At 70.8% G+C, this 18,199-nt stretch carries 17 protein-coding genes, 1 tRNA gene and 2 pseudogenes; 17 read left to right on the forward strand and 3 right to left on the reverse strand.

What is annotated here, in order from left to right:
• The 4 genes and pseudogenes from D1825_RS06240 to D1825_RS06250 form a co-directional block, all read left to right on the forward strand.
• Positions 1-560, forward strand: a pseudogene (locus D1825_RS06240) (4-(cytidine 5'-diphospho)-2-C-methyl-D-erythritol kinase); the annotation flags it as partial.
• A 226-nt stretch (positions 561-786) separates the two neighbouring features.
• Positions 787-1,252: pseudogene (locus D1825_RS18795) on the forward strand (ATP-binding cassette domain-containing protein); the annotation flags it as partial.
• A 2-nt stretch (positions 1,253-1,254) separates the two neighbouring features.
• Positions 1,255-2,568, forward strand: a complete 1,314-nt coding sequence (locus D1825_RS06245) for an ABC-F family ATP-binding cassette domain-containing protein (protein WP_407643305.1) — start codon at positions 1,255-1,257, stop codon at positions 2,566-2,568.
• Entirely contained in the window at positions 2,568-3,080 is a 513-nt protein-coding gene (locus tag D1825_RS06250; RefSeq protein WP_118766582.1) for a hypothetical protein, read from the forward strand. Before D1825_RS06245 ends, D1825_RS06250 begins: the two co-directional genes overlap by 1 nt.
• Here the strand turns inward: D1825_RS06250 and D1825_RS06255 are convergent.
• A complete protein-coding gene (locus tag D1825_RS06255) occupies positions 3,058-3,564 on the reverse strand; it encodes a MarR family winged helix-turn-helix transcriptional regulator (RefSeq protein WP_118766583.1) in 507 nt (168 codons plus the stop codon). The two genes, D1825_RS06250 and D1825_RS06255, sit on opposite strands and share 23 nt — an antisense overlap.
• Positions 3,565-3,605: 41 nt before the next feature.
• Positions 3,606-4,205: a TetR/AcrR family transcriptional regulator gene (locus tag D1825_RS06260; protein WP_118766595.1), complete on the reverse strand. Its 600-nt coding sequence runs from the start codon at positions 4,203-4,205 to the stop codon at positions 3,606-3,608.
• A 119-nt stretch (positions 4,206-4,324) separates the two neighbouring features.
• Between D1825_RS06260 and D1825_RS06265 the strand changes: the two genes are divergently transcribed.
• The 12 genes from D1825_RS06265 to D1825_RS06320 all read left to right on the forward strand — a co-directional run bounded on the left by D1825_RS06265 (position 4,325) and on the right by D1825_RS06320 (position 15,974).
• Positions 4,325-4,396, forward strand: a tRNA-Gln gene (locus tag D1825_RS06265).
• A 179-nt stretch (positions 4,397-4,575) separates the two neighbouring features.
• Positions 4,576-6,204 (forward strand): bifunctional UDP-N-acetylglucosamine diphosphorylase/glucosamine-1-phosphate N-acetyltransferase GlmU, encoded by a 1,629-nt coding sequence (glmU, locus tag D1825_RS06270; protein WP_118766584.1) that lies wholly within the window; start codon positions 4,576-4,578, stop codon positions 6,202-6,204.
• On the forward strand, positions 6,201-7,187 hold the full coding sequence (locus D1825_RS06275; protein ID WP_118766585.1) for a ribose-phosphate diphosphokinase: 987 nt from the start codon (positions 6,201-6,203) through the stop codon (positions 7,185-7,187). The genes glmU and D1825_RS06275 overlap by 4 nt, the downstream gene beginning before the upstream one ends.
• 263 nt (positions 7,188-7,450) lie before the next feature.
• Positions 7,451-8,077: a 50S ribosomal protein L25/general stress protein Ctc gene (locus D1825_RS06280; protein ID WP_118766586.1), complete on the forward strand. Its 627-nt coding sequence runs from the start codon at positions 7,451-7,453 to the stop codon at positions 8,075-8,077.
• Positions 8,078-8,161: 84 nt separating this feature from the next.
• Positions 8,162-8,779, forward strand: coding sequence for an aminoacyl-tRNA hydrolase (pth, locus tag D1825_RS06285; protein ID WP_118766587.1), 618 nt, complete (start codon positions 8,162-8,164; stop codon positions 8,777-8,779).
• A 254-nt stretch (positions 8,780-9,033) separates the two neighbouring features.
• Complete coding sequence (locus D1825_RS06290; protein ID WP_233549667.1) at positions 9,034-10,443, forward strand: sugar transferase; 1,410 nt, start codon at positions 9,034-9,036, stop codon at positions 10,441-10,443.
• Between the two features lie 180 nt (positions 10,444-10,623).
• On the forward strand, positions 10,624-11,082 hold the full coding sequence (locus tag D1825_RS06295) for an adenylyltransferase/cytidyltransferase family protein (RefSeq protein WP_118766588.1): 459 nt from the start codon (positions 10,624-10,626) through the stop codon (positions 11,080-11,082).
• Positions 11,082-12,239 carry a DUF1972 domain-containing protein gene (locus D1825_RS06300; protein WP_199721518.1) on the forward strand — a complete coding sequence of 386 codons (1,158 nt, stop codon included), beginning with the start codon at positions 11,082-11,084 and terminating at the stop codon, positions 12,237-12,239. Before D1825_RS06295 ends, D1825_RS06300 begins: the two co-directional genes overlap by 1 nt.
• Complete coding sequence (locus D1825_RS06305; RefSeq protein ID WP_118766589.1) at positions 12,236-12,982, forward strand: CDP-alcohol phosphatidyltransferase family protein; 747 nt, start codon at positions 12,236-12,238, stop codon at positions 12,980-12,982. The genes D1825_RS06300 and D1825_RS06305 overlap by 4 nt, the downstream gene beginning before the upstream one ends.
• Entirely contained in the window at positions 12,979-13,962 is a 984-nt protein-coding gene (locus D1825_RS06310) for a DUF6492 family protein (protein WP_138067481.1), read from the forward strand. The genes D1825_RS06305 and D1825_RS06310 overlap by 4 nt, the downstream gene beginning before the upstream one ends.
• Positions 13,959-15,047, forward strand: coding sequence for a glycosyltransferase family 4 protein (locus tag D1825_RS06315; RefSeq protein ID WP_118766591.1), 1,089 nt, complete (start codon positions 13,959-13,961; stop codon positions 15,045-15,047). Before D1825_RS06310 ends, D1825_RS06315 begins: the two co-directional genes overlap by 4 nt.
• Positions 15,048-15,050: 3 nt before the next feature.
• The gene (locus D1825_RS06320) at positions 15,051-15,974 is read left to right on the forward strand and encodes a glycosyltransferase family 2 protein (protein ID WP_233549668.1); all 924 of its coding nucleotides are present in this window, start codon (positions 15,051-15,053) and stop codon (positions 15,972-15,974) included.
• Here the strand turns inward: D1825_RS06320 and D1825_RS18185 are convergent.
• Positions 15,951-16,985 (reverse strand): glycosyltransferase, encoded by a 1,035-nt coding sequence (locus D1825_RS18185; protein ID WP_158580686.1) that lies wholly within the window; start codon positions 16,983-16,985, stop codon positions 15,951-15,953. The two genes, D1825_RS06320 and D1825_RS18185, sit on opposite strands and share 24 nt — an antisense overlap.
• A 111-nt stretch (positions 16,986-17,096) precedes the next feature.
• Between D1825_RS18185 and D1825_RS18190 the strand changes: the two genes are divergently transcribed.
• Positions 17,097-18,026: a glycosyltransferase family 2 protein gene (locus tag D1825_RS18190; RefSeq protein ID WP_158580687.1), complete on the forward strand. Its 930-nt coding sequence runs from the start codon at positions 17,097-17,099 to the stop codon at positions 18,024-18,026.
• Positions 18,027-18,199 lie beyond the last annotated feature (173 nt).

Consider the following 18,199-nt stretch of genomic DNA (forward strand, 5'->3'; position numbering starts at 1 on the left):
CGCTGTGGCACACCGGCCTGAGCCGGCCCGAGCTGATCGAGCTTGCCGCCGAGGTCGGCGCGGACGTCGCCTTCATCCTCATGGGCCACACTGCGGTCGGGCAGGGCCGCGGGCACCTGCTCACGCCCGCGCTGACCCGCGGCGAGTTCCACTGGGCGTTCGCGGTCCAGGACCGCGGGCTGTCGACCGCCGCGGTGTACAACGCATTCGACGAGCTGCACAGCGGCGCGCCCGGCGCGCCCGACCCCGAGCTCGACGTCCCGCTCATGCAGGCTCTGCGCGCCGGCGACCCGCGCGCGCTCGGGGAGGCGCTGCACAACGACCTGCAGCTCGCCTCGCTCGAGCTCGACCCGCTGCTCGCCGAGCCGCTCGCCGTCGCGACCGACGCGGGCGCGCTGGGCGTCGTCGTGTCGGGCTCCGGGCCCACGGTCGCCGCGCTGGCCCGCAACCGGCAGCACGCGCTGGCCCTGGCTGCCTCGTTCACGGCGTCGGGGGTCGCGGACCGGGTGCTGACCGCCACGGGCCCCGTCGTCGGCGCGCGCGTCCTCTCGGCGGAGTAGCCCGCCGGCCCGACGCAGTCATCACGGTGATTCGGTGACATCACGGGGGTTGTAATCCCCGTGATGATGACGAACCCCCGTGCCGTGGGTCGTCGCTCCGACGACCGCCCGTCGAGTCGTCGATTCCGCATCACCTCGCCGGAAACAACCGGCGAGTCGATGAGCAATCGGCGACGTGATCGCGCGCGGCAGCGGGTCGCGCAGGGCGGGTAGCCTCGGTGGCCTCATGGCTCACCTGCTCGGCGCGGACCGCGTCACCCTCACGCTCGGCACGCGGACCCTTCTCGACGAGGTCAGCCTCGGCCTCGACGACGGCCAGCGGATCGGCGTCGTCGGCCCCAACGGCGCCGGCAAGTCCACCCTGCTGCGCGTCCTGTCCGGGATCCAGGCGCCTGACGACGGCCGCGTGACCCGCTCGGGTGGCACGCGCATCGCCGTCCTCGAGCAGCGCGACGACCTCGGCACGGGGACCGTGCTCGCACACATCCACGGCAGCGCCGACGAGTACGAGTGGGCCGCCGACCCCCGCATCCGCCAGGTCCACGACGGCCTGCTCCCGGACGTCGACATGACTGCCGACGTCTCGACCCTGTCGGGCGGCCAGCGCCGGCGCGTCGCCCTCGCGGCGCTGCTGGTGCGCGACGACGAGGTCCTCGTGCTCGATGAGCCGACCAACCACCTCGACGTCGAGGGCGTGGCCTGGCTCGCCAACCACCTCTCGGACCGGTACCGCGGCAACAACGGCGCGCTCGTGGTCGTCACGCACGACCGCTGGTTCCTCGACGCGGTCTGCACGCGCACGTGGGAGGTGCACGACGGGATCGTCGAGCAGTACGAGGGCGGTTACGCGGCCTACGTGCTGGCGCGCGCCGAGCGTGCGCGCACCGCGTCGGCGACCGAGGAGAAGCGGCAGAACCTGCTGCGCAAAGAGCTCGCGTGGCTGCGCCGAGGCGCCCCCGCGCGCACGTCCAAGCCCAAGTTCCGCATCGACGCCGCGAACGCACTGATCGAGAACGAGCCGCCGCCGCGCGACCGCATGGAGCTGGACCGGATGGCGACGGCCCGCCTGGGCAAGGACGTGCTCGACGTCGAGGACGTGACGCTCACGTTCGGCGACCGGACGCTGCTCGACGACGTCACGTGGCGCATCGGTCCGGGGGACCGGATCGGCATGGTCGGCGTCAACGGCGCCGGCAAGACGAGCCTGCTGCGGTTGCTCTCGGGCCGGCTCGAGCCGACGAGCGGCCGGGTCAAGCGCGGCAAGACCGTGCAGATCGCCGAGCTGCGGCAGGATGTCGAGGACCTCGACGAACTGGCGCACCTGCGCGTCGTCGAGGTCATCGAGTCCGAGAAGCGCTCGGTGGTCGTCGGCGGCAAGGAGCTCACCGCGGCCCAGCTCGTCGAGCGCCTCGGCTTCACGCGCGAGCGCTCGCGCACGCCGGTCCGGGACCTGTCCGGCGGCGAGCGCCGCCGGCTGCAGCTGCTGCGGCTGCTCGTCGGCGAGCCCAACGTCCTGCTCCTCGACGAGCCCACCAACGACCTCGACACCGACACCCTGGCCGCGCTCGAGGACCTGCTCGACGGCTGGCCCGGCACGCTGATCGTCGTCTCGCACGACCGCTACCTGCTCGAGCGCGTGTGCGACAAGCAGGTGGCCCTGCTCGGCGACGGCGCGCTGCGCGAGCTGCCCGGGGGAGTCGAGCAGTACCTGGACCTGCGCCGCGACGCGCTCGCCTTGCCGGCCGCATCGCCGGCTCCCGCCGCTCCCGCGTTCGTGGAGAGCACCGCGTCCGCCGCCGACGTCCGCGCCGCGCGCAAGGAGGTCGGCCGCATCGAGCGTCGGCTGTCCAAGATCGCCGAGCTCGAGGCGCGGGTGCACGACAAGATGGCGGCCCAGGCGACCGACCACGTCGCCGTCGCGGCGCTCGATGCCGAGCTGCGCGCGCTGGCCGACGAGAAGGACGAGCTCGAGGCCGCCTGGCTGGAGGCCGCGGAGATCGCGGGCTGATGGTCGGCGAGCTCGTCTGGCGCCATGTTCCGTGGCCGGGCGCGGGCGACGAGTGGTCGCGACCGTTCTGCGAGGCGATCGCGCGCTCGCTGGCCCGCAGCGTCGGCTCCGAAGGGCTCGGGCGCCACGAGCGTCGGACCGTCCGGAACTTGTGGGCGCACGAGGTGCTGTGGATGACGAGCGCCGAGGGGAACCTGCCGCTCGAGGTGCTGGACGTGGTCGTGCACCACGAGGACGCGTCGGACGCACTGATCGCCTCGATGGGGATCGGCGTCGTGGAGACGCTGCTGCGCGAGCATCCGGGTCGGTATGTCGAGGGGCTCGCGGTGCGGGCGCGCACGGACGACGTGTGGCGCGAGGTCCTGCGCTGCGTGAGCCTGGACGACGACGACGCGTGGGCGGCGCTGCCGCCCGAGCTCGGGGCGCTGGTCCTGGGGCCGGCCCCGACGAGCGAGCCAGCGAAAGCGCCTCAGCCGAAGATGTCCCGGGTCAGCTCGCGTCGAAGGGGGTGACCAGCTCGCGCAGCAGTGCGGCGAGCTGGTCGCGGTCCTCGTCGGCCAGGCCGCCGAGCAGCCCGCGCTCCACGTCGAGCAGGTCGGAGAACGCGGCGTCGACCCGCTCGAGCCCGGCGTCGGTGAGCTGCACGAGCACCCCGCGCCGGTCGTCGGGCGAGGGCAGCCTCTCGACCAGCCCGTGCTCCGCGAGGCGGTCGATGCGGTTGGTCATCGTGCCGCTGGTCACCAGGGTCTGGTTGAGCAGGACGCCGGGGGACAGGCGGTAGGGGGCGCCTGCTCGACGCAGGGCCGACAGCACGTCGAACTCCCACGTCTCCAGGTGGTGACGGGCGAACGCGCCGCGGCGGGCCAGGTCCAGGTGGCGGGCGAGCCGGCTCACGCGGGACAGCACCTCGAGGGGGCGGACGTCCAGGTCCGGCCGCTCGCGCTGCCAGGCGTGCACGATGCGATCGACCTCGTCGCGCACGTCGTCGGGAGCCATGCGGCCGAGATTACTCGACGTCGAGACACATCCGAGGGACGTCAGTCCGCCTTGGTGAGCTGCGGCCTGCGCTCGAGTCCGGACAAGCCGTTCCACGCGAGGTTGACCAGGTGCGCCGCGACCTCGGACTTGCCGGGTCGGCGCGCGTCGAGCCACCACTGGCCGGTGAGCGCGACCATGCCGACCAGCATCTGCGCGTAGATCGGCGCGGCCTTCGGGTCCTGGCCCTGCTTCTTGAACTGGTCCGCCAGCAGGTGCTCGACCTGGGTCGCGACGTCGCCGATCAGCGAGGAGAACGTGCCCGTCGCCTGGGCGACGGGGGAGTCGCGGACGAGGATGCGGAAGCCCGACTCGGAGGTCTCGATGTAGGTGAGCAGCGCCAGCGCGGTCCGCTCGACGAGCACCTTGGGGTGGCCGCCGCCTTCGAGCGCACCCGTGAGCGCGCCCGTCAGGGCCTGGATCTCCCGGTCGACGACGACCGCGTAGATCCCCTCCTTGCCGCCGAAGTGCTCGTACACGACGGGCTTGGAGACCTCCGCGCGGGCGGCGATCTCCTCGATGCTCGTCCCGTCGAACCCCTTCTCGGCGAAGAGCAGGCGCGAGACCTCGAGCAACTGCGCGCGCCGCTGCGTGCCGGTCATGCGCGAACGAGGGACGCGCTTGGTCTCGGGAGCCACGCGCCCATCATGCCGTGCGCGCGTCGTCGGCGACCCGAGGCCTGGCAGACTGGACCGCCGACGACGCGCGAGCCGTCCGTCGATCCGCCCTGGTGTAACGGCAGCACGCCGGCCTTTGGAGCCGTGCAGTTCAGGTTCGAATCCTGAGGGCGGAGCGCTGCGCCGCTGGGCCGGAGTCCTGCGTCTCATCGCCACGCTGTACGACCGGTGGGCGCCCGCGGCCTGGACGAGGGCCGCCGTCGGGTCGGGACGGGTCTTCGCGCGACGGTAGAGTGGGCGCGCGCACGGAATCCCAGCCCGCTCGTCGGGCAGACCCGCGAGGAGCACCCCGAAGGTGACGTATCCCCGCCCAGCTGCCGTCATCGTTCTCGCCGCAGGCGAGGGAACGCGGATGCGCTCGGCAACACCGAAGGTCCTGCACACCCTGGCCGGCCGCTCGATGGTGGGCCACGCGCTCGCCGCGGCGCGCGGCCTCGAGCCGGAGCGCGTGGTGGTCGTCGTCCGCCATGAGCGTGAGCGGGTCGCGGCGCACATCGCCGAGATCGACGCCCTCGCGCTGCTCGCCGACCAGGACGACATCCCCGGCACCGGCCGCGCGGTCCAGGTCGCGATGACCCGGCTCGACGGAGCGGCGCAGGCGGACTCCGCGGACGACGCGACCCCCGGGTCGGCCGCCGGGGCGCTGCTGGGCGGCGCGATCGTCGTCGTCGCCGGTGACGTCCCGCTGCTCGACGCCGGCACGCTCGGCGAGCTGCTCGCCGCGCACCACGCCGACGAGAACGCGGTCACGGTCCTGACGACCGAGCTGGAGGACGCGACCGGCTACGGCCGGATCCTGCGCGAGCCCGGCACGGGCGACGTGCTCGGCATCATCGAGCACAAGGACGCCGACGAGGCCCAGCGCGAGATCCGCGAGATCAACTCCTCCATCTACGTCTTCGACGCGGCCGTGCTGCGCGGCGCGCTCGGCCGCCTCGGTCGCGACAACGCGCAGGGCGAGGTCTACCTGACCGACGTGCTGGCGATCGCCCGCGAGGACGGCGGCCACGTGCGGGCGTTGCGGACCGACGACCCGTTCGTCGTCGAGGGCGTCAACGACCGCGTGCAGCTCGCGGTGCTGGCGCGCGAGTACAACCGCCGCATCGTCGAGGACTGGATGCGCGAGGGCGTCACGGTCATCGACCCGGCGACCACCTGGGTGGACGTCGACGTCGAGCTCGAGCGCGACGTGACCCTGCTGCCGGGTACCCAGCTGCACGGCGCGACGCTGATCCGCGAGGGCGCGACCGTCGGCCCCGACACCACGCTGACCGACGTCGAGGTCGGCGCGGGCGCGACCGTCACGCGGACCGTCGGGACCCTCGCCGTCGTCGGCGCGGGCGCGACCGTCGGCCCGTTCGCGCTGCTGCGCCCGGGCACGGACCTGGGGGAGAAGGGCAAGATCGGCACGTTCGTCGAGACGAAGAACGCGCAGATCGGCGCCGGCTCCAAGGTCCCGCACCTGTCCTACATCGGCGACGCGACGATCGGCGAGGGCACCAACATCGGCGCCGCGTCGGTCACCGTGAACTACGACGGCGTCAACAAGCACCGCACGACGATCGGCTCGCACGCCCGCACGGGCGCGGACAACATGTTCGTCGCGCCGGTCACGGTCGGCGACGGCGCGTACACCGGCGCGGGCTCCGTGATCCGCCGTGACGTCCCGTCGGGCGCCCTGGGCGTCAGTGCGGGGTCGCAGCGCAACATCGAGGGCTGGGTCGCGCGTTCACGCCCCGGCACCGAGGCCGCTCGCGCCGCCGGTCCCGCGCCCGAGGCGCTCTCACCCCAGGCCCGCGCCGAGCGCGAACGCGCGGCCACCGCCGCCCGCGGCATCCCCGTGACGCCGCCCCCTGACTTCCCGGACAACCCGCGAAGCACCCCGCCGGCTGACGCCGGCTCGACCACGAAGGACGTGCGATGACCGGGATCGTCTCCCACGACGGAGAGAAGCGGCTTGTCCTGGTCTCGGGGCGTGCGCACCCGGAGCTCGGCATCCAGGTGGCCGACGAGCTGGGCATCGAGCTGCTGCCGACCACGACGTACGACTTCGCCAACGGCGAGATCTACACGCGGTTCGGGGAGTCCGTGCGCGGCGCGGACGCCTTCGTGCTCCAGTCGCACGCGTCGCCCGTGATCAACCAGTGGATCATGGAGCAGCTGCTCATGGTCGACGCCCTCAAGCGCGCCTCGGCCAAGACGATCACCGTCGTCGCGCCGTTCTACGGCTACGCACGTCAGGACAAGAAGAGCCGCGGCCGCGAGCCCATCAGCGCGCGCCTGCTGGCCGACATGTTCCGCACGGCCGGCGCCGACCGGATCATGAGCGTCGACCTGCACACCGCGCAGATCCAGGGCTTCTTCGACGGCCCGGTCGACCACCTGTGGGCCATGCCGATTCTCGTCGACTACGTGCGCTCGCGCGTCGACGTCTCCAACGTCACAGTCGTCTCGCCGGACGCCGGCCGCATCCGCGTGGCCGAGCAGTGGGCCGCCAAGCTCGGCGGGGGCCCGCTCGCCTTCGTGCACAAGACGCGCGACGTGCGCAGCCCCAACAAGGCCGTCGCCAACCGGGTCGTCGGTGACGTCGAGGGCCGCTCCTGCGTGCTCGTCGACGACCTCATCGACACCGGCGGCACGATCTCCGAGGCCGTCCGCGTCCTCATGGAGGCCGGCGCCAAGGACGTCATCGTCGCCGCGAGCCACGGCATCCTGTCCGAGCCGGCCGTCGACCGGCTCCGCGCGTCCGGCGCGCGCGAGGTCGTCGTCACCGACACCCTGCCCATCGAGGACGAGAAGCGGTTCGACAAGCTCACCGTCCTGTCGATCGCGCCGCTCGTCGCGCGCGCGATCCGCGAGGTGTTCGACGACGGTTCGGTCACCTCGCTGTTCGACGGCAACGCCTGACGTCTTCACGCGGCCCGTCGGGTGTGCGCTTCGTCGCACGCCCGACGGGTTTCTCGCGCCGCCCGGTAGCGGGTAGGATCCTCAGGTTGCCTCGGCGAGGGACGACGGACGGCCTGTAGGCCTGACTCGTCCGTGATCGACAGGGTGCCTGCCTCCGTGCGTGCGCCAGTCCGTCCTGCGCCCCACGTCGAGGCCATCACAGCTCGCTTCATATCGCGCCGCTCCGGCGCCACCTCATCGTCGTCTGCTTCCTGGGAGTCATCGTGTCCGAGATCAAGCTTGCCGCCACCACCCGCACCGAGTTCGGCAAGGGCGCCGCGCGCCGCCTGCGTCGCGCGGACCAGATCCCCGCCGTCCTGTACGGCCACGGCTCGGACCCGCTGCACGTCGCCCTGCCGGGCCACGCCACGATGCTCGCCGTCAAGCAGGCCAACGCCCTGTTCGCGATCGAGCTCGACGGCAAGACCACGCTGGCGATCACGAAGGACGTCCAGCGCGACGTCGTCAAGAACACGATCGAGCACGTCGACCTGCTCATCGTGAAGAAGGGCGAGAAGGTCTCCGTCGAGATCCCCGTCACCGTCGTGGGCGAGTCGGCCCCCGGCACGATCCACCTCGTCGAGACCCAGACGCTGGCCCTCGAGGCCGAGGCGACGCACCTGCCGCAGCAGGTCGAGGTCTCCATCGAGGGTGCCGCCGCCGGCACCGCGATCACCGCCGGCGAGATCGAGCTCCCCCAGGGCTCGACGCTGATCACCGAGCCCGAGACCGTCATCGTGACGATCACGGTCCCGCAGGCCTCGGCCGACGACGTCGCCGCCGAGGAGGCTGCCGCCGACATCGCCGCTGCCCAGTCGGCCGCGTCGGCCGCTGCCGCCGAGGACGCCTGAGTCACCTCGTAGTACTCCGACGCCCGGTACCGTCTCGAACGGTGCCGGGCGTCGTCGTCCGTGCCCTATGTCTAGGAGGTTCCCGTGTCTGACGGACCCTGGCTCGTCGTCGGCCTCGGCAACCCCGGGACCCAGTACGCCGGCAACCGGCACAACGTGGGCCACATGGTGCTCGACGAGCTCGCGCACCGCTGCTCGGCCTCGTTCGGCTCGTCGGGCGGCCTGCTCGGCCGTCGGCCGCAGGCCGTCACCGCCGACGTCCGCCTGGGCGTCCTGCCCGGCGGCGTCCCCGGCCCTCGCGTGATCCTCGCGAAGCCGACGACGTACATGAACACCTCCGGCGGGCCGGTCGCGGCCCTGGCCCGCTACTACGACGTGCCCCCCGAGCGGGTCGTCATGGTGCACGACGAGCTCGACATCCCCTACGCCGACGTCCGCCTCAAGCGCGGTGGCGGCGAGGGCGGCCATAACGGCCTGCGCGACACCACCAAGGCGCTCGGCACCAAGGACTACATCCGGGTGCGCGTGGGCGTCGGACGCCCGCCCGGCCGGATGGACGCGGCCGACTTCGTGCTGCGCGACTTCTCCTCGGTCGAGCGCAAGGACCTCGCGTGGCTCGTCGACGCCGCGGCCGACGCGGTCGAGCTCGTCGTGACCTCGGGTCTCGAGGCGGCGCAGCTGCGGTTTCACACCAAGCCCTAGGTGTCACCCGACGGGGGGTGAACTCTGGCTTAACCGGGTGAAATCGGACACAAGGTACTGATCGGTACAGACCAGGACCTATAGCCTCCACTGTGTTCGCGACGAACTCGTCGGATCAGGGTTGGGGGAAGACGATGACACTCACCGCAGACCGCGGGGTGTTGTGGTCGGGCGATGATTTCGACCGACGGAGGCAGGCGCGCGAGCCGCGTCGCTCCTGGGCGTCGATGCAGCCCTTCGAAGCACGCACGACGGTGTTCAACGTCTCCGGTCGCCGGCGCGCGAGCGCCTGGCGCGCCGTGGGTCACCGGTACTCGCTCGTGACCGCCGGCATGGACGCCGCGATCGCCGGCGCGGTTGGCTTCGCCATCGCGACGACCTACCTCCCCCTGGGCCAGGCTGCGCTCGCTGGCCTTGCCGGAGCCGCGTTGTTCACCGTGATGGTCGCGACTGTCGGTGGCTACTCGCAGGAGCGCCTCGGCGACGGGCCAGGTGAGTTCCAGGCGGTCCTGCGCGCGGCGGGCCTCGTGGCCGTGGCACTGGTCGCCTACGCATTCCTCTTCAAGGCGTCGGTCCCGCGCGAGGCCGTCTTTGTCGGCGTGCCGCTCGTGGCCGCCAGCGCATCCCTCGTCCGGTACGCGCGGCGCCGCCGCCTCCACGAGGCCCGGCGTGCGGGCGCTGCGATGCGCAGCACGCTCGTCGTCGGGGACCCCAGCTCCGTGCAGCGCGTGATCGCCGACCTGACAGCCGCGCCCCACCATGGCTACCGGATCGACGGGCTCTGCCTCAGCTCGGCCGACGGACCCGACGAGATCGCGGGCGTCCCCGTCGTGGGAGCCATCGCGGACGTCGTGCAGGTCGTCGCCGACCGCGCGGCAGAAGTCGTCATCATCACGGGCTCGAGTCTCAGCGGTGATGCTTTGCGCCGCCTGTCCTGGGCTCTGGGTCGCGCCGGTGCGCACATGGTCGTCGCTCCCGACATCGTGGAGGTCTCCGGACCGCGGCTGTCCGTGCGCCCGACGGCCGGCCTGTCCCTGCTCGAGGTCGAGGTCGACACACCGCGCCGTCGGTTGGTCGTGAAGTCGATCATCGACGAGTCCCTCGCACTCGTGGCCGGCGTCGTGCTCCTCCCGCTGATCGCCGTCGCGGCGATCGCGATCCGAGTCACTTCCGCGGGGCCGGCGCTGTTCCGGCAGACGCGCATCGGCGTGGACGGCAAGCCCTTCACCATCTGGAAGCTCCGCACGATGTACGTCGATGCGGACGAGCGCCGCGATGCACTCATGGCCGAGAACGAAGGCGCCGGGCTGCTGTTCAAGCTCCGCGAGGACCCGCGCGTCACCACCGTGGGCCGCCTGCTGCGCAAGTACTCGCTCGACGAGCTGCCGCAGCTCTGGAACGTGGTGCGCGGCGACATGTCGCTCGTGGGCCCACGGCCGCCGCTCGAGGCCGAGGTCGGCGCGTATGAGGACGAGGTTCACCGGCGTTTGTGCGTGAAGCCCGGCCTGACCGGCCTGTGGCAGGTCAGTGGGCGTTCGGACCTGGAGTGGGACGAGGCCGTGCGGCTGGACCTGCGGTACGCGGACAACTGGTCCGTGGCGATGGACCTGATGATCCTGTGGAAGACCGGGCGGGCAGTGATCACGGGGTCTGGCGCGTACTGACCTCACCCCGCAGGAACAGGGCACCTCTCGCACGCGCGTGCGGAGGGTGAAGTTCGGACTGAACCGGGACGTACCGGAAACCCCAGTGTCTACAGTGGCGCGACCAGCGTCAGTCGACTGACTTCGGAGGAGCGTGACGACGATGAGAAATCTCCCTTTGCGCTCCCTGATGATGTTCGCATGAACGGGCGTCTTCGCCCGGACGGCGAAGTGGTCGGTTACGTTCCCGGCGGCTTCGACATGCTGCACATCGGGCACCTGAACGTGCTGCGCGCAGCGCGTGAACGGTGCGACCGTCTCGTCGTCGGTGTCGCCGTCGACGAGTCGCTCGTGGCGATGAAAGGTCGCCCACCCGTGATCCCACACCATGAGCGGATGGAGATCGTCGCGAGCTTGAAGTTCGTCGACGACGTGGTGTCCGACTTTTCGCAGGACAAGCGCATCGCCTGGCACGCCCATCCGTTCGACGTCTTGTTCAAGGGTGACGACTGGCAGGGAACGTCGAAGGGCGACCAGCTCGAGACCGAGATGGCGGAGGTCGGTGCCCGAGTCGTGTACCTGCCGTACACGGCGTCGACATCCTCGTCGATGCTGCGCCAGTTTCTCACCAGGGGTTCTGCTGATGAGGTCGTCGCCTGATGGCCCTGTCCGTCGCCATGGTCGGCACGCGCGGTGTGCCTGCCAGGTACGGCGGCTTCGAGACAGCGGTTGAGGAGGTCGGGCGACGCCTGGTCGATTACGGGCATCACATTCGGGTCTACTGCCGATCTGGAAACGCGGAGAACGCCCGGGAGTACTTAGGCATGGAGTTGGTGACTCTCCCAGCGCTGCGTTCACGCACCCTCGAGACCCTGAGCCACACGGGCATTTCCGCCGCGCACCTCGTGCTTCACCGGACCGATGTCGCGTTCATGTTCAACGCCGCGAACGCTCCGTGGCTACCGCTGCTGCGCGCTGCACGGGTCCCCGTCGCGACGCACGTTGACGGTCTCGAGTGGCGGCGGTCTAAATGGGGTCCCACCGGGCGCCGCTACTACCGTGCGGCCGAGACCGCCTCGGTACGGCTCTCCGACGCGCTCATTGCGGACGCTCAGGGCATCAGCGACTACTACACGTCGGAGTTCAATGCCCCGACGACGTTGCTCACATATGGCGCGCCGATCATCGCTGAAGCCGATCTGCGCAAGCTCCGCGAGGTCGGCGTCCACCCCCGCGGCTATCACCTGGTCGTGGCGCGTTTCGAGCCCGAGAACCACGTTGAGCTGATCGTCGAGGGCTACGTGAAGAGCAAGGCGACGTTGCCCTTGCTCGTGGTCGGCTCGGCGCCCTACGCCGACGAGTACACGGCTAAGATCTCGGCGCTCTCGGACGGCGACCCGCGCGTGCGTCTGCTCGGTGGCGTCTGGGACCAGGACCTGCTCGACGCCCTATACGCGGGCTCGATGACCTACCTGCACGGACACTCTGTCGGCGGGACAAACCCCTCGCTGCTTCGAGCGATCGGTGCGGCGGCGCCCGCCATCGCGTTCGACGTGACGTTCAACCGCGAGGTGCTCGGCGTCGACGGAGTCTTCTTCGCGGCGCCGAGTGACGTCGCGCGGCTCGTGGAGCGGGCTGAGTCCGACCCCGACGGCGAGGTGTTCCGCGGCAAGCGTCTGCAGGGACGCGCCGGAGATTACGACTGGGACGTGGTCGCGCGCGGCTATGAACAGCTCGCTCTCGATCTGGCCGCACGCCGGGCTGCGGGACCCGTGCGGCGCGCCCGCCGGCTGGACGCAGGCGTGACCGTCTCATGAGCGAGAGCTACTCGGACGTCGTGCGCCGACTGAGCGGCGCACAGAAGGGTGCAGCCCGCAGCGCGCCCGCCTACTCGCGCTTCGTGAATCGCAAGCTCGGTCGGCTCCTGGCTGCCGCCGCTTATCGCGGCGGTGTAACTCCCAACGGCGTCACCGTGATCAGCGCTACCCACACGTATGTGGCCATCGCGCTGCTCGCCGTGCTGCCGCCATCGGACTGGCTCGGGATCGTGGTAGCACTCCTGCTTGTGCTCGGTTACGCCTGGGACTCCGCAGACGGGCAGGTCGCACGTCTGACGGGGACCGGCAGTTCGGCCGGGGAGTGGCTCGACCACATGGTCGACTCGGCGAAGGTCGTCATGCTGCCTCTCGCTCTCCTCGTCGGGCTTTACCGCGCCGAGGCTGTCGACGACGGCTGGCTACTCGTCCCGCTGGTCAATGCAGTCGTTGGCTCGGTCATGTTCTTCGGGATGATGCTCACGGAGCAGCTGCGCCGTGCGCACGGCGTGACGTCGACGGCGGCATCGGGTGGCAGGTTCCCGTGGCTGCGCTCGGTGCTCGCGCTGCCCACCGACTACGGCGTCCTCTGCCTGGCGTTCGTGCTGTACGGGTGGACGGCCGGCTTCATGGTCGTGTTCACGCTGATCACCGCCGGATCGCTGGCGTTCGTGGCCCTCGCGCTGCCGAAGTGGTTCCGCGACGTGCGTGCGCTCGCTCCCAGCGGTGCGGGTCTCGCGTCGTGACGGTGCCGCTCACCTTCGTCCCGGTCGTGTTCGAGCTCGAGCTGCCGTTCCTGGAGCTGCAGGCACGATCGTTTGCTCGGTTCGTTGCTCCGGAGCTCGTCGGCGAGGTCATCGTCGTCGACAACTCGCGACACGGGATTCCTGCCAGGCGGGCCCGGGCCATCATGTCGGCGTACGGCCGCCACGCCGAGCGGGTGCGGATCGTTCCAGGTCGTCAGATCGCCGACCCGGCGACATCCCTCGGCTGGACGAGCCAGCAGGTGCTGAAACTCGCGGTGGCCAAGCTGGTGACGACTCCCCGCTACGTCGCACTCGACGCTAAGAACATCTTCGTTGCTCCGCTCGCGCCCGCCTATCTCGAGTCAGCTGACGGGCGCGCGCGGGTGGGCGCCCATCCCTATACGAGTCATCCCCTGAGGGAGTCACTCGTTCGTGTCCTCGACTACTTCGACCTTCCGACCGAGGAGACGATCCAGCAGTTTCCGGCGACGGTGACTCCTTACGTCCTCTACACCGAGGACGTCGTGACCCTCATGGCGGAGGTCGAGCGTCGTGAGCAGGCCACGTTCTCGCGGGCTTTCGTCCAGCGAGGCTTCACCGAGTTCTTCCTTTACGCAGCGTGGATCATGGTCGTCTACCGCGACCGGTCCGTGCGTTACGCGGAGGACCAGCCAGGCTGTCCGACCGTGTGGCCCAGCCGGGCCACGCTCCCGCACGTCGAGGAGGCCGTCGACGGGGCGGCCTCCGGTGACTTTCCCGTGTTGTCCGTGCACAGGACGGCGTTGATGCGCTTGGACGAGCCATCGGTCCGCCTGCTGTGCGAGTTCTGGGCCCGCGTCGGGCTGTTCGACACGTCGGATGCCGCCGTGGCGTTCGTGGCGGAGTATCGCAAGTACTTCAGTCGTCGCGTCTGGGTGAAGCGCGTGCGCGAAGCGCCTGCGCGGGTCGCTCGCGGCGTCCACCGCAAGGTCAGATCATGACGGCGATGCGGGTGCTCCTCGACGGGTACTGGTGGCACGAGGGTCCGCCTTCGAACGCCATGGTGCAGCGGGAGCTCGTGCGCGCGTGGGCGCGCCGCTTCCCCCAGGACGAGCTGGTCCTGGTCGTCCCATCCGCGCACGTCGAGCTCGTCCGTGCGGCCAGATCTGTGCCTGAGGGTGTTCGGCTGGTCGGTGTCCGGGCGCGCCCGCACGGGGTGGCCGTGATGACTGCCTACCCGGCGCTCGCCCGACGCGTGGGGGCGGACGTGGTCGTCTCCCACAACTTCGTGGCACTCGGAAAGCCGTCCGTCGTGTTCCTGCACGACGTCCTGTTCCAAGAGCGGCCCGAATGGTTCACGCGACGCGAGCGGGTCTACCTGCGCCCAGTCACTGGCCTTCTGGGCCGGGCCTCGGCGGTCGTCACATCGAGCGCGCACGAGGCCCACCGCATCGAGCGACTCAACGGGAAGGTGCGTGGGGTACGGCCGGTGGGCCTCGCGCCTGACCCCGCCCTCTACGCGATCGAGCCGCACCGTCCCAGCAACCTCGGTCCCGCTGTGGAGGGCTTCGTGCTCAGCGTGGGTCGGCTGAACGTCCGCAAGAATCTCGCGACGACCATCGCCGCCGCGATGCAGAGCGGCACCGTGACCCGAGAACACCCCCTCGTCGTCGTCGGGGAGCGAGACGGCCGGGCTCCAGCGCTCGACGCCCCGGCCCGTGCCGCGATCGACGCCGGAGTCGTCGTTCTGCTGGGCCACGTCCCCGACGCCGAGCTGGCTTGGCTCTATCGCCACGCGACGGTGTTCGTGTTCCTGTCGCTCGACGAGGGCTACGGCCTGCCGCCTGTCGAAGCACTCGCGTTCGGGACACCCGTTGTCGCAAGTGACATCGGAGTCTTCCGGGAGACCGTCGGCGCGTACGCCACGCTCGTCGACCCGACCGATGTCGCGGGCGCCGCGGCGGCCATCGCGCAGCTCGGGGGACCAGCCGTGCAGGCTGCGATCCGGCTCCCGGACTGGGACGGTCCGGTCGACGGCCTGCACGCCGCGGCCGAGACCGCGGTCGCCAGACAGCGGGTGCGCTGAGCCGTGCTGGACGGAACACCCCCACGAGTCTTTCTCGTCGTCGTCAACTACGGGTCGTCACACCTTCTGCTGCAGAACCTGGCGAGGTCGGCTGACGACCCCGAGCTCGGTGTCGTGGTGGTGGACAACTACTCGACTCCCGAGGAGCGCCGGCGTGTGGAGTCCCTGACCCGGTCACGCGGTTGGGACCTCGTTGCTCCCGCGCAAAATGTGGGGTTCGGCGGCGGTATGAACCTGGGCATCGAGCAGGCGCTCGCACGCGGCGCGCAGGTCGTCGCGATGCTCAACCCCGACCTCGTGATCGCGCCTGACGACGTCTTGCGGCTCGTCGCAGTGGTTCGGGCAGATCCAGATGCGCTCGTCGCGCCGCGGATCCTGGCTCCCGACGGGCGACCCTTCGCCGCGGGCATCTCGGACCTCCTCATGGATGACGGCACGATGCGGGCGAGCGCACGGCGCCCCGACCCTCCGGACGGTCGCCCCTTTCGCGAGTGGCTCTCCGGCGCGTGCCTGGTGATCGGCGCTGACCTCTGGCGGCGCACCGGTGGGTTCGACGACGAGTACTTCCTCTACTGGGAGGACGTCGACTTCTCTCGTCGAGTGCAGCAGTGCGGTGGGTCGCTCGCGGTCGTCGACGACGTGGCCGCCACCCACGAGGAGGGCGGGACGCAGGGGCGCACCGGGAGGGCGAAAACCGAGACGTACTACTACTGGAACATCCGGAACAGGTTCATGTACGCAGCCCGGTGGCTCGATGCCGAGGAGCAGCGCCGGTGGAGGCGGGCCACGCTGACCGCAACCTACGCTGTCCTGGCGCAGGGCGGACGAAGGCAGTTCGTCTCGTCATGGTCGCCGTGGCGTTCGGCCTGGCGCGGGGTGCGCGACGGGCGGCGACTCATGCGATCAGCTGCGGTGGGATCGCCGTAACCGGAGCGCCAAACGGTAAGCCTCGAGGTGCGCCTGCCCGGCGGCGTCCCAGTCACGCGCCGTGAGGTCCGGCCGCGTGCTGCGGGGTGCGCGGCTCGCGCGCAGCGCGGTGTGGATCGACTCGCCGTCGAGCTCGCCGTCGAAGGTGTGGACCCAGCCTGCGCCGACCTCGCGCGCGAGGTCGGCGTTGACGTCGTTGACCGGAACCAAGACGGGTCGATCGAGCGAGAGCGCGAGCAGCGCACTGCCCGAGTTGTGCATGTGGCGGTAGGGCAGTGCCACGAGTTCGCTGGACGTGATCGCCGCCACGAGCGCGTCGTCATCGAGGAAGTGCAGGTCGAGCGCGATCGCCGGGTCGGGGCTCGCGGCCCTCCGCACCTCGTCCTCGATGTCGACACCGGACGGCTTGCCCGCGACCAGGAGGCTGAGCGATGGGTCGTCCGCCCGTGCGGCGCGGAATGCCGTGACGAGTCCGACGACGTTCTTGTACCGCCGAACGAGCCCGGTGTACCCGATGCGACCCGTGACCGCCTCTGATCGGGGAACGCCGTCGAACCAGTCGCGGTAGTGCCCGTGCACGATGGTGACCGACGGCTTGCCCATGTCAGGCGTCTTCGCGTTCAGCACGATGTGGAGCGTCGTCCACCGCTCGATCAGCGCGAGGAACGACTGGTCACCCCGCCCGAGGCCGGAAGGTCGCTCGAGGTTGTGCACGGTACGGACGATCGGTTTTCGCGCGAGCCGGACCCGGAAGACGTACACGAAAGCAAAGAGGAGCCGGGCTGCTCGCCGAAGCCTCGTGCGGCCTCCGAGGCGCGTCTCGGGCCAGTGCATGTGGACGACGTCATAGCCGCCAGTAAGCGCTCGCCTGTAGGAAAAGAACAATGGCTCCACGCCGGGGGTCTGCTCCAGGGCACGGTGGAGCATGGTGATGTACGGGTTCGTCGTGGGCAGGATCTCCTTGAAGGGCTGCAGCACGCGGATCGGCCGCTCGGGCACGGGATCGGCCAACTGCACTCCTCGAGGGTCCGGCGGGGCGGGGTCCGACGGTACCGTGGCCGGTCACGACAGCGCATCACCCACGGTCGCTGCCTGGGTGCCCGACGAGACAAGGAGCCGCGCGTGTCCCGAGTGACCGTGGCCGTCCTGACGTTCCGGCGAAACGACGAGCTCGCGGCGCTCCTGCCGATGCTGATCCGCGAGGTCGACGCGGTTGCGGGGGACCGGTTTCAAGCGGATCTGCTCGTCGTGGACAACGACCCGCTGGGCGGCGCTCGTCAAGTCGTCGACACTCAGACCGACGAGCGGGTCGCCTACGTGTGCGAGCCCCGTCCGGGCATCGCCTCTGCTCGCAACCGCGCGCTGCGTGAGGGGGGCGATGCGGAGGTGCTCGTGTTCATCGACGACGACGAGCGCCCCGAACCGCACTGGCTCGCCAGCCTCCTGGCGCTCTGGTCGGCGGGGGGTGCGACGGCCGTCACCGGGCCGGTCGAGTCGCGGTTCGAGCAGCCGCTCGATCCGTGGATCGTCGCGGGCGGCTTCTTCCGCCGAGCGCACACCAAGGGCCTCGAGAGCGGCCAGCGGCTACCGGCTGCTGCGACGAACAACCTCCTCCTCGACATGGCGTTCGTCCGGGAGCACGAGCTCGAGTTCGAGACCGGACTGGGGCTCGGTGGGGGCGAGGACACGCTCTTCACCCGGCGCCTGGTGGAGGCGGGAGGCGTGATCGTCTGGTGCAGCGAGGCACTCGTCATCGACCGTGTCCCGGCCGACCGGACGTCTCGACGGTTCGTGCTGCGCAGGAAGTACGCGCAGGCGAACGTCAGCGTCGGCGCGGCCCTCGCGGTCGCGGGCAGGTTCCGCCGGCCTCTGCTGAGGGGGCGGTACGCCCTTCCCGCACTCGCGCGAGTGATTCGTGGCGGGCTGGGTGTCGTCGTCGGTGCGCTGCTTCGGCGCCCGGCCGTCCACGCGCGCGGAGCAGCCGCGCTCGCGCGTGGGCTGGGCGCGGGCTCGGCCGTCCTGGGCGTGCGATTCGAGGAGTACCGGCGGTAGGTCGTCCGCCAGAACCTCACCCTGCGACCGGGACGAATGCAGCGAGTCGCACGGCTAGGGTGACCGTTCGAAGGATGGGGGATCACGTGGTCGAGACCGAGCGACCTCCCTCGGCGTTGCGCCAGGTCGGGTCGACGGCGATGGTCAAGGTCGTCGTCATGGGCATCGCCGGT

Source organism: Cellulomonas rhizosphaerae (assembly GCF_003470205.1).
Classification (GTDB): domain Bacteria; phylum Actinomycetota; class Actinomycetes; order Actinomycetales; family Cellulomonadaceae; genus Cellulomonas; species Cellulomonas rhizosphaerae.

Excerpts from the sequence above, each read along its gene's own strand:
- D1825_RS06250 (WP_118766582.1), top strand. The coding sequence starts at position 2,568 with ATGGTCGGCGAGCTCGTCTGGCGCCATGTTCCGTGGCCGGGCGCGGGC.
- D1825_RS06255 (WP_118766583.1), bottom strand. The coding sequence starts at position 3,564 with ATGGCTCCCGACGACGTGCGCGACGAGGTCGATCGCATCGTGCACGCC.
- D1825_RS06260 (WP_118766595.1), bottom strand. The coding sequence starts at position 4,205 with ATGACCGGCACGCAGCGGCGCGCGCAGTTGCTCGAGGTCTCGCGCCTG.
- D1825_RS06275 (WP_118766585.1), top strand. The coding sequence starts at position 6,201 with ATGACCGGGATCGTCTCCCACGACGGAGAGAAGCGGCTTGTCCTGGTC.
- D1825_RS06295 (WP_118766588.1), top strand. The coding sequence starts at position 10,624 with ATGAACGGGCGTCTTCGCCCGGACGGCGAAGTGGTCGGTTACGTTCCC.
- D1825_RS06300 (WP_199721518.1), top strand. The coding sequence starts at position 11,082 with ATGGCCCTGTCCGTCGCCATGGTCGGCACGCGCGGTGTGCCTGCCAGG.
- D1825_RS06305 (WP_118766589.1), top strand. The coding sequence starts at position 12,236 with ATGAGCGAGAGCTACTCGGACGTCGTGCGCCGACTGAGCGGCGCACAG.
- D1825_RS06315 (WP_118766591.1), top strand. The coding sequence starts at position 13,959 with ATGACGGCGATGCGGGTGCTCCTCGACGGGTACTGGTGGCACGAGGGT.